19 protein-coding genes are annotated in these 19,120 nt (G+C 62.5%); 5 read left to right on the top strand and 14 right to left on the bottom strand.

The genetic code is table 11. From position 1 onward, the window contains the following. Nucleotides 1–60 precede the first annotated feature (60 nt). The gene (locus tag JQK88_RS18030; RefSeq protein ID WP_192252987.1) at nt 61–528 is read right to left on the bottom strand and encodes an Lrp/AsnC family transcriptional regulator; all 468 of its coding nucleotides are present in this window, start codon (nt 526–528) and stop codon (nt 61–63) included. Nucleotides 529–667: 139 nt separating this feature from the next. Here JQK88_RS18030 and hppD point away from each other — a divergent pair, with 139 nt between their 5' ends. Further along, the gene (hppD, locus tag JQK88_RS18025) at nt 668–1,783 is read left to right on the top strand and encodes a 4-hydroxyphenylpyruvate dioxygenase (RefSeq protein ID WP_192252984.1); all 1,116 of its coding nucleotides are present in this window, start codon (nt 668–670) and stop codon (nt 1,781–1,783) included. Nucleotides 1,784–2,004: 221 nt separating this feature from the next. Here the strand turns inward: hppD and JQK88_RS18020 are convergent, their stop codons facing one another. Genes JQK88_RS18020 through hmgA form a run of 5 tightly spaced genes read right to left on the bottom strand, consistent with a single transcriptional unit; the run spans nt 2,005 to nt 6,073 of the window. Next, on the bottom strand, nt 2,005–2,514 hold the full coding sequence (locus tag JQK88_RS18020; RefSeq protein WP_203279034.1) for a DinB family protein: 510 nt from the start codon (nt 2,512–2,514) through the stop codon (nt 2,005–2,007). Nucleotides 2,515–2,540: 26 nt separating this feature from the next. Then, nucleotides 2,541–2,837, bottom strand: a complete 297-nt coding sequence (locus tag JQK88_RS18015) for a hypothetical protein (RefSeq protein WP_203278995.1) — start codon at nt 2,835–2,837, stop codon at nt 2,541–2,543. Between the two features lie 14 nt (nt 2,838–2,851). Beyond that, a complete protein-coding gene (locus JQK88_RS18010; RefSeq protein WP_203278994.1) occupies nt 2,852–3,865 on the bottom strand; it encodes a fumarylacetoacetate hydrolase family protein in 1,014 nt (337 codons plus the stop codon). Beyond that, a complete protein-coding gene (locus JQK88_RS18005; RefSeq protein ID WP_203278993.1) occupies nt 3,862–4,749 on the bottom strand; it encodes an MBL fold metallo-hydrolase in 888 nt (295 codons plus the stop codon). The genes JQK88_RS18010 and JQK88_RS18005 overlap by 4 nt, the downstream gene beginning before the upstream one ends. A gap of 10 nt (nt 4,750–4,759) precedes the next feature. Then, entirely contained in the window at nt 4,760–6,073 is a 1,314-nt protein-coding gene (hmgA, locus tag JQK88_RS18000) for a homogentisate 1,2-dioxygenase (RefSeq protein WP_203278992.1), read from the bottom strand. A 132-nt stretch (nt 6,074–6,205) separates the two neighbouring features. On the opposite strand from hmgA, the gene JQK88_RS17995 reads away from it, so the two are divergent. Then, a complete protein-coding gene (locus JQK88_RS17995) occupies nt 6,206–6,649 on the top strand; it encodes a MarR family winged helix-turn-helix transcriptional regulator (protein ID WP_203278991.1) in 444 nt (147 codons plus the stop codon). A 204-nt stretch (nt 6,650–6,853) separates the two neighbouring features. Here the strand turns inward: JQK88_RS17995 and tdh are convergent, their stop codons facing one another. Continuing rightward, a complete protein-coding gene (tdh, locus tag JQK88_RS17990; RefSeq protein WP_023672918.1) occupies nt 6,854–7,888 on the bottom strand; it encodes an L-threonine 3-dehydrogenase in 1,035 nt (344 codons plus the stop codon). A gap of 170 nt (nt 7,889–8,058) precedes the next feature. Further along, a complete protein-coding gene (locus tag JQK88_RS17985) occupies nt 8,059–9,246 on the bottom strand; it encodes a glycine C-acetyltransferase (protein WP_203278990.1) in 1,188 nt (395 codons plus the stop codon). 311 nt (nt 9,247–9,557) lie between these two features. Here JQK88_RS17985 and JQK88_RS17980 point away from each other — a divergent pair, with 311 nt between their 5' ends. Then, nucleotides 9,558–11,624, top strand: a complete 2,067-nt coding sequence (locus tag JQK88_RS17980; protein WP_203278989.1) for a putative bifunctional diguanylate cyclase/phosphodiesterase — start codon at nt 9,558–9,560, stop codon at nt 11,622–11,624. 22 nt (nt 11,625–11,646) lie between these two features. Here JQK88_RS17980 and JQK88_RS17975 read toward each other — a convergent pair whose 3' ends face one another. After that, entirely contained in the window at nt 11,647–12,000 is a 354-nt protein-coding gene (locus JQK88_RS17975) for a MarR family winged helix-turn-helix transcriptional regulator (RefSeq protein ID WP_246749898.1), read from the bottom strand. 254 nt (nt 12,001–12,254) lie between these two features. Between JQK88_RS17975 and JQK88_RS17970 the strand changes: the two genes are divergently transcribed. Next, nucleotides 12,255–12,662, top strand: coding sequence for a hypothetical protein (locus tag JQK88_RS17970; RefSeq protein ID WP_203278987.1), 408 nt, complete (start codon nt 12,255–12,257; stop codon nt 12,660–12,662). Between the two features lie 153 nt (nt 12,663–12,815). Here JQK88_RS17970 and JQK88_RS17965 read toward each other — a convergent pair whose 3' ends face one another. Next, nucleotides 12,816–14,861 carry an NADH:flavin oxidoreductase gene (locus JQK88_RS17965; RefSeq protein WP_203278986.1) on the bottom strand — a complete coding sequence of 682 codons (2,046 nt, stop codon included), beginning with the start codon at nt 14,859–14,861 and terminating at the stop codon, nt 12,816–12,818. Between the two features lie 57 nt (nt 14,862–14,918). Here JQK88_RS17965 and queF point away from each other — a divergent pair, with 57 nt between their 5' ends. Further along, the gene (gene queF / locus JQK88_RS17960) at nt 14,919–15,380 is read left to right on the top strand and encodes a preQ(1) synthase (protein ID WP_192252945.1); all 462 of its coding nucleotides are present in this window, start codon (nt 14,919–14,921) and stop codon (nt 15,378–15,380) included. A 7-nt stretch (nt 15,381–15,387) separates the two neighbouring features. On the opposite strand, the gene JQK88_RS17955 is transcribed toward queF, so the two are convergent. From JQK88_RS17955 to JQK88_RS17940, 4 genes are all read right to left on the bottom strand, one after another. Next, complete coding sequence (locus JQK88_RS17955; protein WP_192252942.1) at nt 15,388–16,263, bottom strand: alpha/beta hydrolase; 876 nt, start codon at nt 16,261–16,263, stop codon at nt 15,388–15,390. Between the two features lie 16 nt (nt 16,264–16,279). Further along, a complete protein-coding gene (locus JQK88_RS17950) occupies nt 16,280–16,885 on the bottom strand; it encodes a hypothetical protein (protein ID WP_312037300.1) in 606 nt (201 codons plus the stop codon). 4 nt (nt 16,886–16,889) lie between these two features. Then, nucleotides 16,890–17,369, bottom strand: a complete 480-nt coding sequence (locus JQK88_RS17945; protein ID WP_192252939.1) for a DUF3828 domain-containing protein — start codon at nt 17,367–17,369, stop codon at nt 16,890–16,892. 95 nt (nt 17,370–17,464) lie between these two features. Next, nucleotides 17,465–19,114, bottom strand: a complete 1,650-nt coding sequence (locus JQK88_RS17940; RefSeq protein ID WP_192252936.1) for an ABC transporter substrate-binding protein — start codon at nt 19,112–19,114, stop codon at nt 17,465–17,467. Between the last annotated feature and the right edge of the window lie 6 nt (nt 19,115–19,120).

The raw sequence follows: 19,120 nt of genomic DNA, 5'->3' as shown, positions 1-19,120 counted from the left end.
ATGTCCGGCAGAACAGAGGGGGCGCTGTCCCGCCGGCTCATCCGATAGGATCCAGGAAAACTAAATCGGTAGCGCGCCGGTCTCCTTCAGCGTCTCCAGCACGATCGCCGTCTTCACATGCTGCACGGATTCGTGCGGCAGGAGCACGCCGTTGACGAACTCCGACAGTGATTTGAGATCGGGCGTCACCACCTTCAAGATATAATCCATCTCGCCGGTCAGCGCATGCGCTTCCTGCACTTCCGGCAGCCGTGCCAAGAGTTCGCCGAAGCGCCTGGCATTGTCGCGGTTGTGGGTGGCGAGCGTCACCGAGATGACGTTGACCAGCGAGAAGCCGAGCTTGTCGCGGTCGAGCACGGCGCGATAGCCCTTGATATAGCCGTCGTCCTCCAACCGCTGGCGGCGGCGCGAGCATTGCGACGCCGACAGGTTCACGCGTTCAGAGAGGTCGTTGTTGGTGAGCCGCGCGTCGCCCTGCAAAAGAGCCATTATCTTGCGGTCGAATTGATCGATGCGCGCATCATCCATGGATTTATCTCCAATCATGCATGAATTACGCATGACCTGAGCATTTCAAGCGTTTGAATGCAAGCACCGTGCGGCCGCTCCGCGCTATAATGCGTCGTCTCGTGGCCCGATGCGGCCACCATCCGTTTGGAGGAATGCCATGGGTCCCTTTCCGCACGACGCCCCGCCCGCCAAGATCAGCAAGGAAAACCCCGCCGGCACCGACGGTTTCGAATTCGTCGAGTTCGCGCATTCGGAGCCGCAGAAGCTCGCCGAACTGTTCACCCGCATGGGCTATGTCGCGGTGGCCAAGCACCGCACGAAGGACATCACCGTCTGGCGCCAGGGCGACATCAACTATGTCGTCAATGCCGAGCCGGGCTCGCATGCGATGAGGTTCGTCGACAAGCACGGTCCGTGCGCGGCTTCGATGGCCTGGCGTGTTATCGATGCCAAGCACGCCTTCGACCATGCGGTGTCGAAAGGCGCCACGCCTTACGAAGGCGACGACAAGGCGCTCGACGTGCCGGCCATTGTCGGTATCGGCGGCTCGCTGCTCTATTTCATCGACGCCTACGACAAGAAGGGCTCGGCCTATGACGCCGAGTTCGAGTGGCTGGGCGAACGCGACCCGCGGCCGCAAGGCGTCGGCTTCTATTTCCTCGACCACCTCACCCACAATGTCTATCGCGGCCAGATGGACAAATGGTGGGATTTTTACCGCGAGTTGTTCGGCTTCAAGCAGATCCATTTCTTTGACATTGATGGCAAGATCACCGGCCTGGTCAGCCGCGCCATCACCTCGCCCTGCGGCAAGATCCGCATTCCTTTGAACGAATCCAAGGACGAGACCAGCCAGATCGCCGAGTATCTGAAGAAGTACAATGGCGAAGGCATCCAGCACATCGCCGTCGGCACCGATGAAATCTACGCTGCCACGGACAAACTGGCGGCCAACGGTCTGAAATTCATGCCCGGCCCGCCGGAGACCTATTACGACATGTCGTATGACCGCGTGAACGGCCATGACGAGCCGATCGATCGGATGAAGAAGCACGGCATCCTGATCGATGGCGAAGGCGTGGTCGACGGCGGCACGACCAAGATCCTGCTGCAGATTTTCTCCAAAACCGTGATCGGGCCGATCTTCTTCGAATTCATCCAGAGGAAGGGCGACGAAGGCTTTGGCGAAGGCAATTTCCGCGCGCTGTTCGAATCGATCGAGCAGGACCAGATCAAGCGCGGGGTGATCAAGGTGGACGGCAAGGCGGCGTAACGCCCCTAATTACCAACGTCGCGCTGCCCCTCACCTGCCTGCCGGCATCCTCTCCCCGTATAGTGACGGGGAGAGGGGGCGCTCTCATCGATGATTTCGCTAATCTCCAGCGTCGCAAGAAGGGCGCCGAGGCTGCAGTCAGCCATTTCTCCCCGTCACTATACGGGGAGAAATGCCCGGCAGGGCAATGAGGGGCGGCGCCAACATCGGGGATTGGTCGATCACAACCCCAACTTCTCGACCTCTTCCTTCCTCACCTTCAAATCATAGTCGAGCAGAAACTCATCCAATTGCGGCGGCGCGACCGACGTGCCGGACAGCATTGCGTGCACCTGGCCGCGATGGTGGATGTCGTGCAGGAAGACATGAGCGAGGATATCGCCGATCTTTTCGGGGATCATGCCGTCCTCGCGCCGGTCGGTGATGACGCGGCGGTCGAGATCGGCCTCCGACAGCTTGCCGCAAAAAGCGATTAGCCGCCGGTCGGCCGCGGTCTGGGCGGCAAACAGCGTCTGCGGCTCATCGAACGGCACGTAATCGTCATGTGCGGCAGCACCGACGCCGCCCTCTTCCAGGAAATCGAGATAGAGATAGTCGACCGCAAGGATGTGGTTGAGCGTCGCCTTGATCGACGGAAAGAAGCTGGTGCGTTCGGCTTCGAATTCGCCGGGCTTCAGCGCAAGCACGGCGCGGTAGAGCCGGTCGTTCGACCAGAGATTGTTGCCGGCCATGCGGCGCAGGTGGTCGAGCAGGGTGGTCACGAGTTCATTCGTCTGACCAGGCCAATGCCTGCCGCCATGACCGCGAAGCCCGCGACAACGATCAACAACAGCCGGTTCATGCGCCGGCGCATGGCCTGCGTTTCCTCGTCACGCGCCACATTGGTGTTGGTGATGGTGTGGAACATCATCGCCTTGCGCGGGTAGCCGCTGCGGTTGGTCAGATCGAGCGAGCGCGCCTCGATGCGGTAGCTCAACCGGATCGCCTGGATGAACACCGCCAGAATGCCAAGCGCCCAGACGCCGGCCAACAGATAGAACGCCTCGCCCGTCATTGCATTGCCCCCGTTTACGCCTGGTATTTCTCGACTTTCTGCTCGATGGCGCCGAAGATCGAATGGCCGGTCTTGTCCTTCATCTCGATACGCACCGTGTCGCCGAAGCGCAGGAATGGCGTTTTGGCTTCGCCTGATTCAATGGTCTCGATCATGCGCAATTCGGCAATGCAGGAATAGCCTGCACCGCCCGCCGACACCGGTTTACCCGGCCCGCCATCGAGCTTGTTGGAGACGGTGCCGGAACCGATAATGGTGCCGGCTATCAGTGGCCTTGTCTTTGCGGCATGAGCGATCAGCGCCGGAAAATCGAAGGTCATGTCGACGCCGGCATTGGCGCGGCCGAACGGCTTGCCGTTGAGATCGGCGAGCAGCGGCAGGCTGACCTTGCCGCCATCCCAGGCGTCGCCGAGTTCGTCCGGCGTTACCGCTACAGGCGAAAAGGCCGAAGACGGCTTTGACTGGAAGAAGCCGAACCCTTTGGCGAGTTCGGGACCGGTCAGCGCGCGCAGCGTCACATCGTTGACCAGCATGACCAGCCGGATCGCGGCACGCGCCCGGTCGAGACTTGTGCCCATCGGCACATCGTCGACGATGACGGCGACCTCCGCCTCCATGTCGATGCCGTAGGCTTCGTCGGCCATGCGGATCGGCTCGCGTGGCGCGATGAAAGAATCGGAGCCGCCCTGATAGATCAACGGATCTGTCCAGAAACTTGCCGGCATCTCGGCGCCGCGGGCTTTGCGCACCAGCTCGACATGGTTCACATAGGCCGACCCGTCGGCCCATTGATAGGCGCGCGGCAGCGGCGAATGGGCGTCATGCTCATGGAAGCGTGCCGACGGCACCGCATTGTTTTCCAGCGATTCCGCGACGGTCGCCAGATGCGGCGAAATCCGCTGCCAGTCGTCGAGCGCCGCCTGCAGCGTTCGCGCCAGGAACGAGGCGTCGGTGAAGCGCGTCAGGTCGCGCGAGACGACGACGAGTTTTCCGTCGCGCGTCCCGTCCTTCAATGTGGCAAGCTTCATGCGGTTTCCTCTCCTGATGCGGCTTTGGCGCCGTCTACGTTCACAACAAGGCCGTCGCGGGCAATCGTCAAGTCACCCACCCACGATTTCCTGACAGCGGCCTCCCAATCGATCTCCACGATCGCGGGATCGTCGGCCGGAATGAGGTGATTGAGCACCAGCCTTCTTACCGCAGCCTCAGTGGCGATACGCCCGGCTTCCTCGGCAAAGGAGTGGCTGGCAAGCAGATGCTCTCTCAGCCGCGCGCCATTGCCGGTCTTGGCGACCAGACGCTCGATGCCTTCCTCAAGCATCGCTTCATGGACAAGGATGTCGGCATCCTTGGCGAAGCCGGCGAGCGGCGGAAAGAAGGCTGTGTCGGCCGAGAAGACGACACTTTTGCCCGCATTCTCGAAACGCAGCGCAAAACAGTCGGTCACCGGCGGATGGTCGACGCGCAGCGCCGAGACCTTCAGGCCGCGCTGTTCGAAAATGTCGCCTTCACCGAACTCGGCGATCGAAACCAGCTCGCGAATGTCCGGCCTGCCTTCATCGACGATGCGGATTTCGATGTCGAACTCCATCGCCTGGCAGAAACGACGCCAGTAATGGCCGGTGCCGGGCGGCCCGAATAGCGTCACCGGCTTGGCCAGACCGGCGGTCCAGGCGGTATGCAGCAGCGGCCCCAGTTCCAGCACATGGTCGGAATGCAGATGGGTGATGAAGATCAGGTCGAGCGCCTTGAGGCTGATGCCGGCATCGACCAGGCCACGCGTGACGCCGAGTCCGCAATCGACGACGATGGTTCGCCCGCCGAGTTCCAGCAGCGATGAACTCGGCCATGGCCCACCCGGCCGCAGCGCCGGGCCGCCCTTGGAACCGAGACACACCAGCCGGTCGCTCACAGGGCGAGCCTCAAGACCAGTCGCCCTCCGGCGTGCCGTTGAAACGCTTCTTCAGATCGGACCAGCAGTCGATGTAATTGTCCTGTCTTGTTTCCAGCTCGGCGCCGTAGCGGGTCAGCATCTGCGGGAATCGGGTCTCGAACATGAACGCCATGGTGTTGTCGAGCTTGACCGGTTTCAGTTCGACACGCGAGGCCTTTTCGAAGCCAGGCGCGTCGGGGCCGTGGGCCAGCATCAGATTGTGCAGGCTGATGCCGCCGGGCACGAAACCTTCCTCCTTGGCGTCGTACTGGCCGTGGATCAGGCCCATGAACTCGCTCATGATGTTGCGGTGATACCAGGGCGGCCGGAACGTGTCCTCCGTCACCAGCCAGCGCGGCGGGAAGATGACGAAGTCGATGTTGGCGGTGCCCTCCTCGCCGCTCGGCGCCGTCAGCACGGTGAAGATCGACGGATCGGGGTGGTCGAACAGGATGGCGCCGACAGGCGAAAACGTCGCCAGATCATATTTATAGGGCGCATAGTTGCCGTGCCAGGCGACGACGTCGAGCGGCGAATGGCCGATCTCGGTGACATGGAAATTGCCGCACCATTTCACCGTCAGCCGGCACGGCGTCTCCTTCTCCTCGAACCAGGCGCTGGGCGTCTTGAAGTCGCGCGGATTTGCCAGGCAATTGGCGCCGATTGGGCCACGATCGGGCATGGTGAGCTTGGCGCCATAGTTCTCGCAGATATAGCCGCGCACTTCGGAATCGACGAGTTCGACCTTGAAGACCAGCCCGCGCGGCAGCACGGCGATCTCGCCGGGCCGAAGCTCAATGACGCCCATCTCGGTGACGAAGCGCAAGGCGCCAACCTGGGGCACGACAAGCAACTCGCCGTCGGCGTTGAAGAAATGGTCGTCGACCATCGAGCGGTTGGCGACATAGACATGCGCCGCCATGCCGCTTTGCCCCAGCACGTCGCCGGCGGTGGTGATGGTGCGCATGCCGGCGATGAAATCGGTCGGCTCCTTCGGCATCGGTACCGGGTTCCAGCGGTACTGGCCGAGCGCCAGTTCGTGGTCGCCGACATTGGGAGCGGTCTTCCACAGGGGATAGCTGGCCGCCTTGAAACGCCCGGTGTGCTTGACGCTCGGCCGGATGCGGTAGAGCCAGGAGCGCTCATTGGTGCCGCGCGGGGCGGTGAAGGGCGAGCCCGAGAGTTGCTCGGCGTAGAGCCCGTAGGCTGGCCGCTGCGGCGAATTGCGCCCCTGGGGCAGCGAGCCGGGCAAGGTTTCGGTCTCAAAATCATTGCCGAAGCCCGACATGTAGGAAAAGGCCATCCGATCCTCCCTGATCCCGGTCTCTTGAGTCGCCTGGAACGCGGCTTGCCGGCACTGTTGACCAAACTGGTTTCATTTGTAACCATTGAAAATGTAACTATCAACGGCAAAAGCCGCTTCCACGGTGCGCAGATGGAACCTGAGATCCTGGAACTCGAAAGCTTCCTGCCCTACCGGCTCTACCGGCTGGCCGACACCGTCAGCCGCGAATTCTCGAAGATCTACCGCGAACGCCACGGCCTGACGCGGCCGGAATGGCGCACGCTTTCAGGGCTGGGCCAGCACGGCACCATGACCGCGACAGCGCTCGGCGAACAATCGGCGATGCACAAGACCAAGGTTTCGCGCGCGGTGGCCGAGCTTGAGCGGCGGCGCTGGGTGACGCGCACACCGGACGAGAATGATCGGCGTGTGGAGCATTTGGCGCTGACCAGGGCTGGGCTTGCGGCCTACCGCGAGATGGTGCCGCTGGCGAAGGCGTTTGAACGCGAGCTTTTGGCTAGGCTCAGCGCGGCGGAACGAGCGGCGATTGTGAACGGGGTGGCGGCGCTGGAGACGGCGTTGTCCGTTCCGTAGCGATCCTTCACACCCCCCTCTGTCCTGCCGGACATCAAGGGGGGAGATCAGATGTCACGAAGGCTTTCGCCAATCTCGGACGTTGCAGAAATCAGCAAGACGACGAAGCTGCTAATCTCCCTCCTTGCGGGGGAGATGGCCGGCAGGCCAGAGGGGGGGTGCTGTCCCTCCATCGTCTCCAATAGGAGGCGCGACTCTGCCCGCCTACCAATCCATCACCACCTTGCCCGAACTGCCGCTCCTCATCGCATCGAACCCCGTCTGGAAATCGTCGATGCCGATCCGATGGGTGATCAGGCCCGACACGTCCAACGGGCCCTGCACCAAGGCGATCATCTTGTACCAGGTCTCGAACATCTCGCGGCCGTAGATGCCCTTGAGGTGCAGCATCTTGAAGATGACCTTGTTCCAGTCGATCTCGAAACCGGTCGGCGCGATGCCCAGAATGGCGATCTTGCCGCCATTGTTCATGGTGTCGATCATGTCGCGGAAGGCGGGCGCGGCGCCTGACATTTCGAGGCCGACGTCAAACCCCTCGGTCATGCCGAGCGCGGGCATGACATCCCTAAGCTTTTCCTTCGAGGCGTCGACGACATGCTGGACGCCGAGTTTTTTGGCCAGCGCAAGCCGGACCGGATTGATGTCGGTGATGACGACTTTTCTGGCACCGACGCATTGCGCCACCAGCGCGCCCATAATGCCGATCGGCCCGGCGCCGGTGACCAGCACGTCCTCGCCGACCAGATCGAAGGACAGAGCGGTATGCACGGCATTGCCCAGTGGATCGAAGATGGCGGCGATCTCGTCGGGCACATCGTCGGGGATGGGCACGACATTGTGCTGCGGGATCGCCAGATATTCGCCGAAGGCGCCGGGACGGTTGACGCCGACGCCGAGCGTGTTGCGGCAGAGATGCCCTCGCCCAGCGCGGCAGTTGCGGCAATGGCCGCAGACGATGTGGCCTTCACCGGAGACGCGCTGGCCGACCTTGTATTCGGTGACCGCGGCGCCGAAATCGGCAACCGTGCCGACAAACTCATGGCCGGTCACCATCGGCACCGGCACGGTCTTCTGCGCCCACTGGTCCCAATTGTAGATGTGGACGTCGGTGCCACAGATCGCCGTCTTCTTGACCTTGATCAGCACGTCGTTGGGGCCGATCTCCGGCACCGGCACCTCTTCCATCCAGATGCCCGGTTCGGCCTTGGCCTTCACCAGCGCCTTCATCATGTTCGACATCGTCTAGCTCCTTACCCTCCCCCTTGTGGGGAGGGTGGCCCGAAGGGCCGGGTGGGGGTCAAACAACTGGGGGAGGTCGTGACCCTGCAGACCCCCACCCTGCCTCCCGCCCGCTTGCTTTCGCAAGCGGTCGAAAGTCGACCCTCCCCACAAGGGGGAGGGTAAAACTCTCAGCCAATGACGCCCAGTTCCCGGCCGACCGCCGCGAATGCCGCCACGGCGCGGTCGATATCAGCGCTGGAATGCGCCGCCGACATTTGCGTGCGGATGCGCGCCTGGCCTTTCGGCACCACCGGGAAGGAAAAGCCGATGACATAGATGCCGCGCTTCAGCATGCGCAGTGCCATCTCCTGCGCCAGGCTGGCATCGCCCAGCATCACCGGGATGATAGGATGATCAGCACCGGCAAGCGTGAAGCCGAGCTTGCCCATTTCGGACCTGAACCGCGCCGCATTGGCATATAGGCGCTCGCGCAAGGCGTCGCCATTGCGGATCAGCTCGAACACCTTGATCGAAGCGCCGGCGATCGCCGGCATCAGCGTGTTGGAAAAGAGATAGGGCCGCGAACGCTGGCGCAGCCAGTCGACCACCTGGCTTTTGCCGGAGGTGTATCCGCCGGAGGCACCGCCCAGCGCCTTGCCGAGCGTGCCGGTGATAATGTCCACCCTGCCCTCGACGCCGCAATGTTCGGCCGAGCCGCGGCCGTTCTTGCCGACGAAGCCGACGGCATGGCTGTCGTCGACCATCACCATGGCGTCGTACTTTTCCGCGAGATCGCAGACGCCTTTCAGATTGGCGATGATGCCGTCCATGGAAAACACGCCGTCGGTGGCGATCAGCCGGAAGCGGCAGTCCTTCGCTTCCTTCAGCCGCGCTTCGAGGTCGGCCATGTCGTTGTTGGCGTAGCGGAAGCGCTTTGCCTTCGACAGCCGCACACCGTCGATGATCGAGGCATGGTTGAGCGCATCGGAGATGATCGCATCCTCCTCGCCGAGCAGCGTTTCGAACAGGCCGCCATTGGCGTCGAAGCACGAGCCGTAAAGGATGGTGTCGTCCAGGCCGAGGAAGGAAGAAATCGTCGCCTCAAGCTGCTTGTGCTCTTCCTGCGTGCCGCAGATAAAGCGCACCGAGGCCATGCCGTAGCCGTAGCGGTCGAGCGCGCCTTTGGCTGCCGTGCGCAATTCGGCGCTGTCGGCGAGGCCGAGATAGTTGTTGGCGCAGAAGTTCAGCACCTTGTCGCCGCCGACCTCGATCTCGGCCGACTGCGTCGAGGTGATCACCCGCTCGGATTTGTAGAGCCCGGCCGATTTCAACCCTTGCAGTTCATTGTCAATATGGGAGAGGAATGCCGCGCTCATGATCAAGTCCTATTGAGATTGGCGGCGACTGTCGCGCCCTCTGAATGAAAAATCCACCGTAAATGCGACCGCTTCGGTGGCGCGGCAAGCTCAACCTTGGCGCGATCCGATCGCAAAACCAGCATGTTGGAGTAGCAGGTGTGCAAATATGGCCATGCCGCGAAAGAACATGATAACCATTTCGGCAGCTTTCATTGACTGCTGAAGCAACAATTCCGCCGGCTTCGAGACCTGTTAACCCTTTCAAGCCAATGGTCTTCTCGCCATGAATCCGTGGCGGAAATCCGTTCGACCGAGGGGTCACCTAGAATATGTCGCAGCAGCCGGCGCAAACCGTCTCGGGCAAACTCATCCTGCTGATCAAGACCGGCTACTGGCTGGCGCTGTTGATCATCGCGGCCATGGTGATGGCCTCCTTCATCCTGCTGCAGCAGATGATGGCGGCCCAGCAGCACAATCACACTTTGCTCGATATCGTCAGCACCCAGAAGGCGCTGTCGCAGCGCATCGTCTTCCTGGCAAGTGCAACCGGCTCCGCCTCGCGCGACAAGCAGCCGGCCCTGGTTTCTGCGCTGAAGCAGGCGACCACCGAGTTCGAGACAAATTACGATCTGCTGCTCGAGCAGACCGGGGCCGATCCCAAGTCGCCGGCACGGTCCGATCCGAAATCGATCGAAAACGTGCTGTTCGCCAAGCCGTTCCACCTCGACTATTTCTCGGTCGGACTTATCGCCAATGGCGAAAGGCTGATCTCGTCCTTTGAGTCCCAGCTCTCCGGCAAGGCCGCCTACAAGGGTGGCGGCGAGCGCGTCAATCTCGACGCCTCCGTCGCCAACGCGACGCTGTCGGGCTATGCCGCCCTTGGCCAGCGTATCAGCGCCTTCGCCGACGAGCGGTCGGAAAAGCTCCTCGATCTCCACCGCACCTTGTTCTACGCCACCATCGGCGTCATCGTGCTGGTGGCGCTTTTCATCTTCCGGCCGATGTCAAAGGCGATCCTGCGCAAGACGCATGAGCTTATCGACGCCCGCAATTCGATGGCCTTCATCGCCGTGCATGACGGGCTGACCGGCCTGCACAACCGCACCTTCCTGACCGATCACTTCGAAACGCTGATCAAGGGCGCGCATCGCCGGCGTGAAAGGCTGGCGGTGATCCAGCTCGATCTCGACCGGTTCAAGCAGATCAACGACACGCTCGGCCACGCCGCCGGCGACTATGTGCTGGTGGTCACCGCGCAACGCATGCGCGATTCCTGCCGCGCCTCGGATCTGTGCGCGCGTCTTGGCGGCGACGAATTCGTGATGATCCTCAACGGCGCCGGCGGCACCGAGGATATCAACATGCTGGCCAGGCGCATCCTCGAGCAGATCAACGAGCCGATCATGTTCCAGGGCACGACCATCCTTCCGGGCGCCAGCGCCGGCATTGCCGTCTATCCCATCGACGCCGACAATGCGGCAGATCTGCTCGTCCACGCCGACCTCGCGCTCTATTCCGCCAAGAAGCTCGGCGGCGGTAGCTTTTCGTTCTTCTCCGAGGAACTCAGGCGCGAGCTCGACTACCGCAAGCAGCTCGAGCACGACATCAGGGTCGCCATCTCTGAGAATGCTTTCCAGGTCTATTTCCAGCCGCAGGTGTCGCTCACCAACGGCGCCATCAGCGGCATCGAGGCGCTGGTGCGCTGGAAACATGCCGAGCGCGGCATGATCTCGCCGGGCGAGTTCATTCCCGTGGCCGAAAAATGCGGCTTCATGCCCGAGATCGGCCGCATCGTCTTTGCCAAGGCGATTGAACAAGCAGCCGAATGGGACCGCGCCGGCATTGCGTTCGGGCGGCTTGCCGTCAACGTGTCGGGCACTGAACTGCGCGAACCCGACTTCGACCGCTTCCTGTTCGCGACGCTGGAGAAGGCTGGGCTGTCGCCCGACAAACTGTCGCTGGAGATCGTCGAATCCGTCATTCTCGACGACGAAAAGACCGGCATCGCGGCCAAGCTGCGCCACATCCGAGCCGCCGGCGTTCATCTCGAACTCGACGATTTCGGCACCGGCTATGCTTCGCTCAGCCACGTCAATCCGAACGAGATCGACCGGCTGAAGATCGATCGCCGCTTCGTCCAGAACATCAACGAGAATGGCGACAACACCAAGATCGTGCGCGCCATCACCGAGTTGGCGCGCGGCCTCGGCATCTCGATCGTCGCCGAGGGTGCGGAAACCGAGGCCGAACTCGATTCGCTGATGGCGATCGGCTGCGACCAGGTGCAGGGCTATTCCATCGCCTTTCCGATGCCGCAGGACAAGGCGCGTGAATGGCTCCTGGCGCGCAGTCCGAAGAAAGCCAAGCTGAAGGTGCTGCAGGGCAATTTAGCCTAGACTATTGCCACACCGGTGCCGGTCATTTGGCGGGCGTGACATTGGCCCGCAATACTGCCAGCACCTCGGCGAACTCCGCCAGCCGGTCGTCCGGTAATCCCGCGCGCAGCCGCTTGTCGAAAACGAGAGCCGCCGCGCGCAGTTTCACGAACATGGCCTCGCCTGCTGCGGTCAGCTCGACCAGATGAACCCGGCGGTTATCGGGATCGCGGCGGCGCGTCAGCAGACCTTGCGCCTCCATGGCATTGAGATGGTGGGTGAGCGTGGCGCCCTGGATGCCGATCATGCCGGCAAGCTCGCGCTGATTGGCAAGCTCGCTCGACTTGACCGAAAGCAAGGTCAGCCACACCGGCAGCGTGCCGCCGGCCTCGACCAAAGCGGCGTCAAAAGCTTGCGCTACCAGCTTGGATGTACGCGCGAGATTCATGCCGACGGGCGGGCGGTCAAAGGGAGTCATGAGTCGACAGTAGAACAAGGCACCGAGCGAGGGAACGCAGCATTATTAATTGACATCGAATCATTCGATGTCTAACTATATCACCTGTCGTTGCTAACGTTATCCGCGTCGCCTTGAGCCGGACCGAGGGCCAGTTTTGGCGACGTTCATTGGCGGTGGGGCAAGGAGGAACCATGCAATATTTCTACATCGTCATTATCGGCCTTCATGTCATGGCCGGCGTGTTCTGGGCCGGCACCACCATCACGCTGGCCCGCGATCCCGAAATCAAGGCCGAGCGTTTCATCCAGCCGCAACTGGGCTCGGCGGGCGTGGTGTTCCTGACCGGCGCGCTGCTCTGGTATTTCTTCCATGGCGCCTATTTCGGCTCGATGGAAATGGTGCTGGCGCTGGGCATCCTGGCCGCCTTTGCCGCAGCCGGCGTTCTCAGCGTCGTGGTTCGCAAGACCAGCCGGCAGCTTGCGGGCGCGGACGCCGCAACGGAGAGGGCTTTGCGCACCAAAATGGCTGGTGGCGAGCGCATCGCCGCATGGCTGCTGGTGCTCACCGTACTTTGCATGGCGACCGCCAGGATGATTTGAGCCTTGCCGCGCCACGTCAGCTTGAAGCTTTCCGCACCGCATGTCGCTTGGCTCCAGGCCGGCGACGTGCGCGGCGCGCAGATCCAACCGATGTGCAAGGTGGCTCTCCGCACAGAGGCTCGACTGCGCGCCAACAGCCGGGCCGGGATGGGCTCAGATCCGCAAGCCGAACCTGATGCCGTCATAGATGGCGGCGTGGATGTTGCGCGAGGCGACGGCATCGCCGATGCGCAACAGCACGAAGCTGCCCTGCGGGTTGCGCTGCGGAAAAATGTCGCCGCCGCCGACGAGCCGCTCGTAGTCGATCGCGCCACCGTTTTTCGACAGCGGCTTCAGCGCGAGATAGAGATCGTCGAGGGGGGCGGTGCCATGTTCGACCACGACCTGGTCGACCCGCCTTTCGCCGCGCCAGCCATCGGCAAAGTCGGAGGCCAATTCGGCGACCAGCTGGTTGCCCTCGCGCCGCACCGAGCGCAGCCTGGTGTTGATGGTGATGGTCACGCCCTTTTCCTGGAAGGCGCGCATATAGGGAACGTGGTTCATGCCGCCCATTTCCGGGGCGAAGAAGCGTTCCGGCGAAACCAGTTCCAGCTTTGACCCGGCATTGGCGATCAGTTCCGCCGCGCCCATGCCCTGGTGGCCGCCATTGTCGTCAAAGAGCAGCACGTTCTCGGCGGGCTTGACGCTGCCGGCCATGATGTCCCAGCTCGACGTCACGAGATTATCGCCTGATGTCAGCGGCGGGTTCTGCGGCAGGCCGCCAGTAGCGATCACCACCACATCGGGCGCCAGCGCCAGCACATCGCCCTGCTCGGCCCAGGTGTCGTAGCGGATCTCGACGCCGAGCCGGTCGAGTTCGGCCAGCCGCCAGTCGATGATGCCGATCAGCTCCTTGCGGCGCGGGTTCTGCGTCGCCAGTCGAACCTGGCCGCCGGCCTGGCCGGAGGCTTCGAGCACCGTGACGTCATGGCCGCGTTCGGCCATGACGCGGGCAGCCTCCAGCCCGCCTGCCCCCGCGCCAACGACGACGACTTTCCGCTTCGGCCCTTTGGTCTTGACGATGATGTGTGGAATTTCGGCCTCGCGGCCGGTCGCGGCATTGTGGATGCACAGCGCCTCGCCGCCTTCATAGATGCGGTCGAGGCAATAGGTGGCGCCGACGCAAGGGCGGATCTCGTGCTCGCGGCCTTCCATGACCTTCTTGATGATATGCGGATCGGCGATATGGGCGCGGGTCATGCCGACCATGTCGAGTTTTCCCGTCGCGATGGCATGGCGCGCGGTGGCGACATCGGAAATGCGCGCCGCATGGAAGGTCGGAAATTTCGTCGCCGCCCTCACCTCGCCGGCGAAATCGAGATGAGGCGAAGAGCGCATGCCGGTCACCGGGATGACCTTGGTCAGTGCGGCATCGGTCTCGATCGAGCCGCGGATGATGTTGAGGAAGTCGACCTTGCCGGAGCCAGCGAGCCGCTTGGCAATCTCGACGCCCTCCGCTTTCGACAGGCCCTTTTCAAAATCCTCGTCGGCGACCATGCGGATGCCGACGACGAATTTTTCGCCGACCGCCGCCCGTACGGCATCCAGCACCATGTCGGTGAAGCGCAGCCGGTTGTCGAGCGAACCGCCGAACTCGTCGTCGCGGTGGTTGGTGGCCGGCGACCAGAAACCGTCCATCAGATGGCCGTAGGATTCGAACTCGATGCCGTCGAGGCCGGCCGCCTGGCAGCGTTGGGCGGCCGACGCATAGTCGGCGACGATGCGCTCGATGTCCCAGTCCTCGATGGTTTTTGGAAAAGCGCGATGCGCCGGCTCGCGCACCGGCGAAGCTGACAGCACCGGCAGCCAGTCGGCCTTGTTCCAGCCGGTGCGGCGGCCAAGGTGGGTGATCTGGATCATCACCTTGCAATTATGCTCGTGACATGCGTCCGCCAGTTCGGCCAGCCACGGCACGATGCGGTCGTCATAGACATGCAAATTGCCGAAGGCGGCCGGGCTGTCGCGCGAGACGATGGCCGAGCCGGCGGTCATGGTCAGCGCCATGCCGCCCTTGGCCTTTTCGGCATGGTAGAGCCGATAGCGCTGTTTCGGCATGCCGTCCTCGGAATAGGCCGGCTCATGGCTGGTCGACATCACCCGGTTCTTCAGCGTCAGGTGCTTGAGCTGATAGGGCTGGAGAAGCGGATCGTTGCTGGTCATGGTCTTCCTGCCATTTCAAATTATGCTAATGAGCGGAAAATCCAAGGACAACCGCTTATGATCGATACAAAAACCCTCACCCAGCTCGGCGCGCACGTCGAGACGCCACAGAGCCCCGAAGAAGCGGTCCTCGAAACCGTGCCGTTCCAGCGCGGCGACGGGCCGCCGGCGATCGTGCGCTTCACCTGTCCGGAATTCACCTCGCTTTGCCCGGTCACCGGCCAGCCGGACTTTGCCCATATCGTCATCGACTACGCACCCGATGCCGCCCTGGTGGAATCGAAGTCGCTCAAACTGTTCATGACCTCGTTTCGCAACCATGGCGCTTTCCATGAAGACTGCACGGTGATGATCGGCCGCCGCATTGTGGCGGCGACCAAGCCGCTGTGGTTGCGCATAGGCGGCTATTGGTATCCGCGCGGCGGCATTCCGATCGATGTCTTCTGGCAAACCGGCGCGCCGCCTGAAGGCGCCTGGCTGCCCGACACCGGTGTTGCCCCCTATCGCGGCCGAGGCTGAACGGGCGTCAGCCATTGGCGGCGCCGGTCCGGCACAGCTTCGTTGCGAGGAACGGAAGGACCGCATCGCGATAGCGCGGCTGGTCGTAGCGCAAGAGGTCGACATGGCCTGCCCCTTCGAACCAGACCAATTCAGAGCCGACGGCAGCGTTCTGTAGCGCCAACACCTGCCCGCGATCGATGAACGGATCGATGCTGCCGGCGAGCAGCATCAGCGGTTCACCGATCTTGCCGAGGCGGTCGACCGGCTTGGCGTTGTCGGCGCTCAAGCCGAGACGGAGCGGCATCTGTGCCAAAAGCACATCGGCCTGGAGCCCGCGCCAGAAGTGGAAAGGCATGCGCCATGCCGTTGTCTCGCGCAAACTCGCATAGAGCTGCTCCAGCACATAGGCATCGGCACGCGCTTGCTGTGCTGCGAAGACAAAGGCAGCGGCGCCCAGTGACGAGCCGACAGCGCCAAGCCTCTCGCCGGGAAAACGTTGCCTGGCAAAGGCGATGATGCGGGCGGCGTCCTGCCCTTCTGTGTAGCCAAAGCCCTGGATGGCGCCGCCGCTCTCGCCGTGCCCCGACAGGTCGAACAGGACGATGGAATAGCCGGCATCGAACAATAGTTTCGCTCGTTCAACCAGGGCCAGCCTGTTGGCGCCGCGCCCATGCAGCAGGACGATCGAGCCGCAACTGCCTTTTCGATCTGCCACCCAGCCGACAAGCTCGGGCGCGCCGGCTTGGTCGAGCACGACGCGCGCAACCGGCAGGTCACCCGGCTCCGCCAGAGCTTGCCGGGGCTCGCGGGCGATCAGCATAGTGCCGATGTGCCAGTAGACGACGCAGGCGGCAGCGCCGAGCCCGACCAGCACGATCGCGAGCAAAACGCGAAGCGTCATTGCCGCTCACCCCGGCTCATTCGCACTGATACTGGCTGAGCGCCCATTCGCCGGTCACCGAGAGCAGGTCGGATATCTTCCAGGCGCCGTCGACCTTCTTCAGTTTCCACTCCAGCCGATGCTGATTGCCTTCGACGACGAAGGCGACCACCACCTTGGCCTGATCACCATTGACGGCCTCGATGCTCTTCAGGCTCTTGTCGATTGCAAGCTTGTCGTAATTGGCATTGTCGAGCGCCATGTTGGGGTCGAGACATTCGCCCTGCCCCGACGCCCGCAGCGCATCGCTCTTGTCGAGCACGGTCTTGGCCGGATCGACGAAGTTCTTGCGCTCGGTCGGATCGAGCTCCAGCCCGAGATGTTCGTAGAACGGCTTGACGACTGCCGTCGGCGAGCCCGGCAGGATCGGTGCGGCCGGCTCGGACGGCGGCCATGCCAGGGGCGGCTTTGCCGGTTCCACGGCGACCCCGGGTGGATTTGCAGGCGCTGTGCCGCCGCCCGGCACCGTCTCGGCCGGGGCATTTGCGGGTGGCGGACCCAGCAGCCCTTGAGCGGCGGCGCCGCTCATACCCACCGCCAGCAGGCACAGAGTAGGCAGCGCCAGGGCGAGACGGCGGAACACTGGATCACTCCGGCGCTTTGTCAGGCATGCATTCGAGCGCGCTCAGCGTCCAGTTGCTGGTCTTCGAAGTGATATCGGCGATCTTCCATTTGCCGTCGATTTTCTTCAACGACCACAGCATTTCGCGTTTGGACTCATCGCCTTCCGCAAAAAGGCTGAACGTCGCCGTCACCTCGGCTGTATCACCGTTGACGGACTCGGCCAGCTTCAATGTCTTGGCAATCGTCTTCTGGTCGAAATCCTGGGCGTCGAGGCCGGGATCGAAGTCGAGGCAAGCGACCTCATCGGGCTTGTTCTTCTGCGCCTGGTCGTTGAGATCGAAGAGTTTCGTCACCGGCTCGGTGAAGCGGTCGCGGTATTTGGCGTCCCCTTCGAATTTCACTTCAGGGACATAAAAGAACTTCACGGCGTTCGAAACCGGCCCTGCCAGCGCAGCGGCGGGCAAGGCCATCCAAAGGGCAGCGGCCAGCACTATCGGTCTCATGCAGGAATCTCCGGATGTTCGGCGGCAAGGTGGCAATACCACACATCCTGCATATCGGCTTTTTTGCGGCTCATGAAGTCCTTGCGTGCAGCGTCTCAGCCATCCAGCCAGACGTTCTGCAGGTCCATCTCGAAGGTCTGGTGGACGCCGTAGTTCTTCACCTTCTTGTTCATGTGGCTGTAAAGCTTCTGCCAGAAGGGCTGAATGATGACACCGGAATCCTGCAGGATCTGCTCGACATCCTTCATCACTTCGCGTCGCTTCTCCACATCGATCAAGGAAAGCGCCTGCTTAAGCTTGGCGTCGAAATCGGGATTTGCGTAGGCCGATTCATTCCAGGCCTCGCCGCTGCGGTAGCCTAACGCCAGTACCTGGACGCCGAGCGGGCGCATGTACCAGATGGTCATCGAATAGGGATACTTCGTCCAGTCGTTCCAGAAGGTCGAGCCCGGCAACACCGTGCGCTTCACCTTGATGCCGGCGTCGCGCAATTGGCCGGCAATCGCGTCGCCGGTGTTCTTCTGCCAGTCGTCCTCGACGGTAATCAGCTCGTGCTCGAAATCGGCCTGTCCGGCATCCGCCATCAGCTTCTTGGCGCCGGCGGCATCGCGCGTCTTCTTGGGGAGCGCAAAATATTCCGGATGGATGGGGCTGACATGGTGGTTTTCGCCGACCGTGCCACGACCGTTGTAGCCGAGCTGCAGAACCGTATTGTTGTCCACCGCCATTTGCAGCGCGTTGCGCACGCGCTGGTCGTCATAGGGCTTGTGGGTGATGTTGGTGCGCGCAACCAGCGTGGTCGCAGTCGCGACTTCCGACTTCTGCAAACCCATCTTGTCGAGGATGTCGATGAAATCGGACGGCGTTTCGAAATTGAGGTCGATCTCGCCGGAATCGAAGGCGTTCACCGAAGCATTGAAGTCGGTGCCGTAGTCTATGAATTCAACGCTGTCGAGCGGCGCTTCGCCGCCCCACCACTTGCCGTTTTCACGACGCTTGACCACCGCCTTCTGCCCGACATCGTAAGAGACCAGTTCGAAGGGTCCGGTGCCGATCGGCTTCTTGATCGGGTCGGCGCCGTCGGCATCGAAATTGCGGTGGACGACGAGCGCGGGATAGTCGGTGAGGTTGGGGATCAGCGAAATGTCGGGCGCTGCGAGCGTCAGCTTGACCGAGAAGTCGTCGACCTTGGTGATCGCGCCGTCCCTCGCCTTGCCAGACTTCTCATCGATCAGCCCGCCGACGCGCGCGGCCATGGAATTGCCGGCGACGGCCTTCTCGCACCAGCGGGTGACATTGAAGACCACGTCATCGGCGTTGAAGGCATCGCCATTGTTCCAGGTGACGCCTTTGCGCACATGCAGCGTGTATTCGGTGGCGTCGTCATTGACGTCCCAACTTTCGAGCAACACCGGCTCGAAGGTGAATTCCCTGGTGTAGCGGACCAGCGGCTCCAGCCAGCAGCGCGAAATATTGGCGAGCTCCACCCAGTCATAGGTGCGGGGATCCTTCTGCGCCTTGACCGACATCGAGATGTGCAGCGTGCCGCCCTTCTTCGGCTCCTCGGCAAAGGCCTGTCCCGGTGCGGCGAGTCCGATCATGCCGTAGGCCAGCGCCGTCGAGGCGCCGAACGCACTTGCCAATGCGAGAAACTCGCGCCGGTCCATACGGCCCGCACGCGTCTCTTGCGCCATCGCCTGGATGGCGTCCGGCAGGCGATCGCCGTTGCTTCTGAACAGTGTCATGTCTTC

It is taken from the genome of Mesorhizobium caraganae, assembly GCF_016836705.1.
Classification (GTDB): Bacteria; Pseudomonadota; Alphaproteobacteria; order Rhizobiales; family Rhizobiaceae; genus Mesorhizobium; species Mesorhizobium caraganae.
Note: the sequence above shows the minus strand (reverse complement) of the source record. Positions and strands in the feature narration are given on the sequence as shown.

Bases quoted from the DNA above. Each gene is read 5' to 3' on its own strand.
- JQK88_RS17995 (WP_203278991.1), top strand. From the start codon at position 6,206: ATGGAACCTGAGATCCTGGAACTCGAAAGCTTCCTGCCCTACCGGCTC.
- JQK88_RS17970 (WP_203278987.1), top strand. From the start codon at position 12,255: ATGCAATATTTCTACATCGTCATTATCGGCCTTCATGTCATGGCCGGC.
- JQK88_RS17955 (WP_192252942.1), bottom strand. From the start codon at position 16,263: ATGACGCTTCGCGTTTTGCTCGCGATCGTGCTGGTCGGGCTCGGCGCT.
- JQK88_RS17985 (WP_203278990.1), bottom strand. From the start codon at position 9,246: ATGAGCGCGGCATTCCTCTCCCATATTGACAATGAACTGCAAGGGTTG.
- JQK88_RS18010 (WP_203278994.1), bottom strand. From the start codon at position 3,865: ATGAAGCTTGCCACATTGAAGGACGGGACGCGCGACGGAAAACTCGTC.
- JQK88_RS18020 (WP_203279034.1), bottom strand. From the start codon at position 2,514: ATGGCCGGCAACAATCTCTGGTCGAACGACCGGCTCTACCGCGCCGTG.
- hmgA (WP_203278992.1), bottom strand. From the start codon at position 6,073: ATGGCCTTTTCCTACATGTCGGGCTTCGGCAATGATTTTGAGACCGAA.
- queF (WP_192252945.1), top strand. From the start codon at position 14,919: ATGATCGATACAAAAACCCTCACCCAGCTCGGCGCGCACGTCGAGACG.
- JQK88_RS17965 (WP_203278986.1), bottom strand. From the start codon at position 14,861: ATGACCAGCAACGATCCGCTTCTCCAGCCCTATCAGCTCAAGCACCTG.
- hppD (WP_192252984.1), top strand. From the start codon at position 668: ATGGGTCCCTTTCCGCACGACGCCCCGCCCGCCAAGATCAGCAAGGAA.
- JQK88_RS17940 (WP_192252936.1), bottom strand. From the start codon at position 19,114: ATGACACTGTTCAGAAGCAACGGCGATCGCCTGCCGGACGCCATCCAG.
- tdh (WP_023672918.1), bottom strand. From the start codon at position 7,888: ATGTCGAACATGATGAAGGCGCTGGTGAAGGCCAAGGCCGAACCGGGC.
- JQK88_RS17945 (WP_192252939.1), bottom strand. From the start codon at position 17,369: ATGAGACCGATAGTGCTGGCCGCTGCCCTTTGGATGGCCTTGCCCGCC.
- JQK88_RS17980 (WP_203278989.1), top strand. From the start codon at position 9,558: ATGTCGCAGCAGCCGGCGCAAACCGTCTCGGGCAAACTCATCCTGCTG.
- JQK88_RS18015 (WP_203278995.1), bottom strand. From the start codon at position 2,837: ATGACGGGCGAGGCGTTCTATCTGTTGGCCGGCGTCTGGGCGCTTGGC.
- JQK88_RS18030 (WP_192252987.1), bottom strand. From the start codon at position 528: ATGGATGATGCGCGCATCGATCAATTCGACCGCAAGATAATGGCTCTT.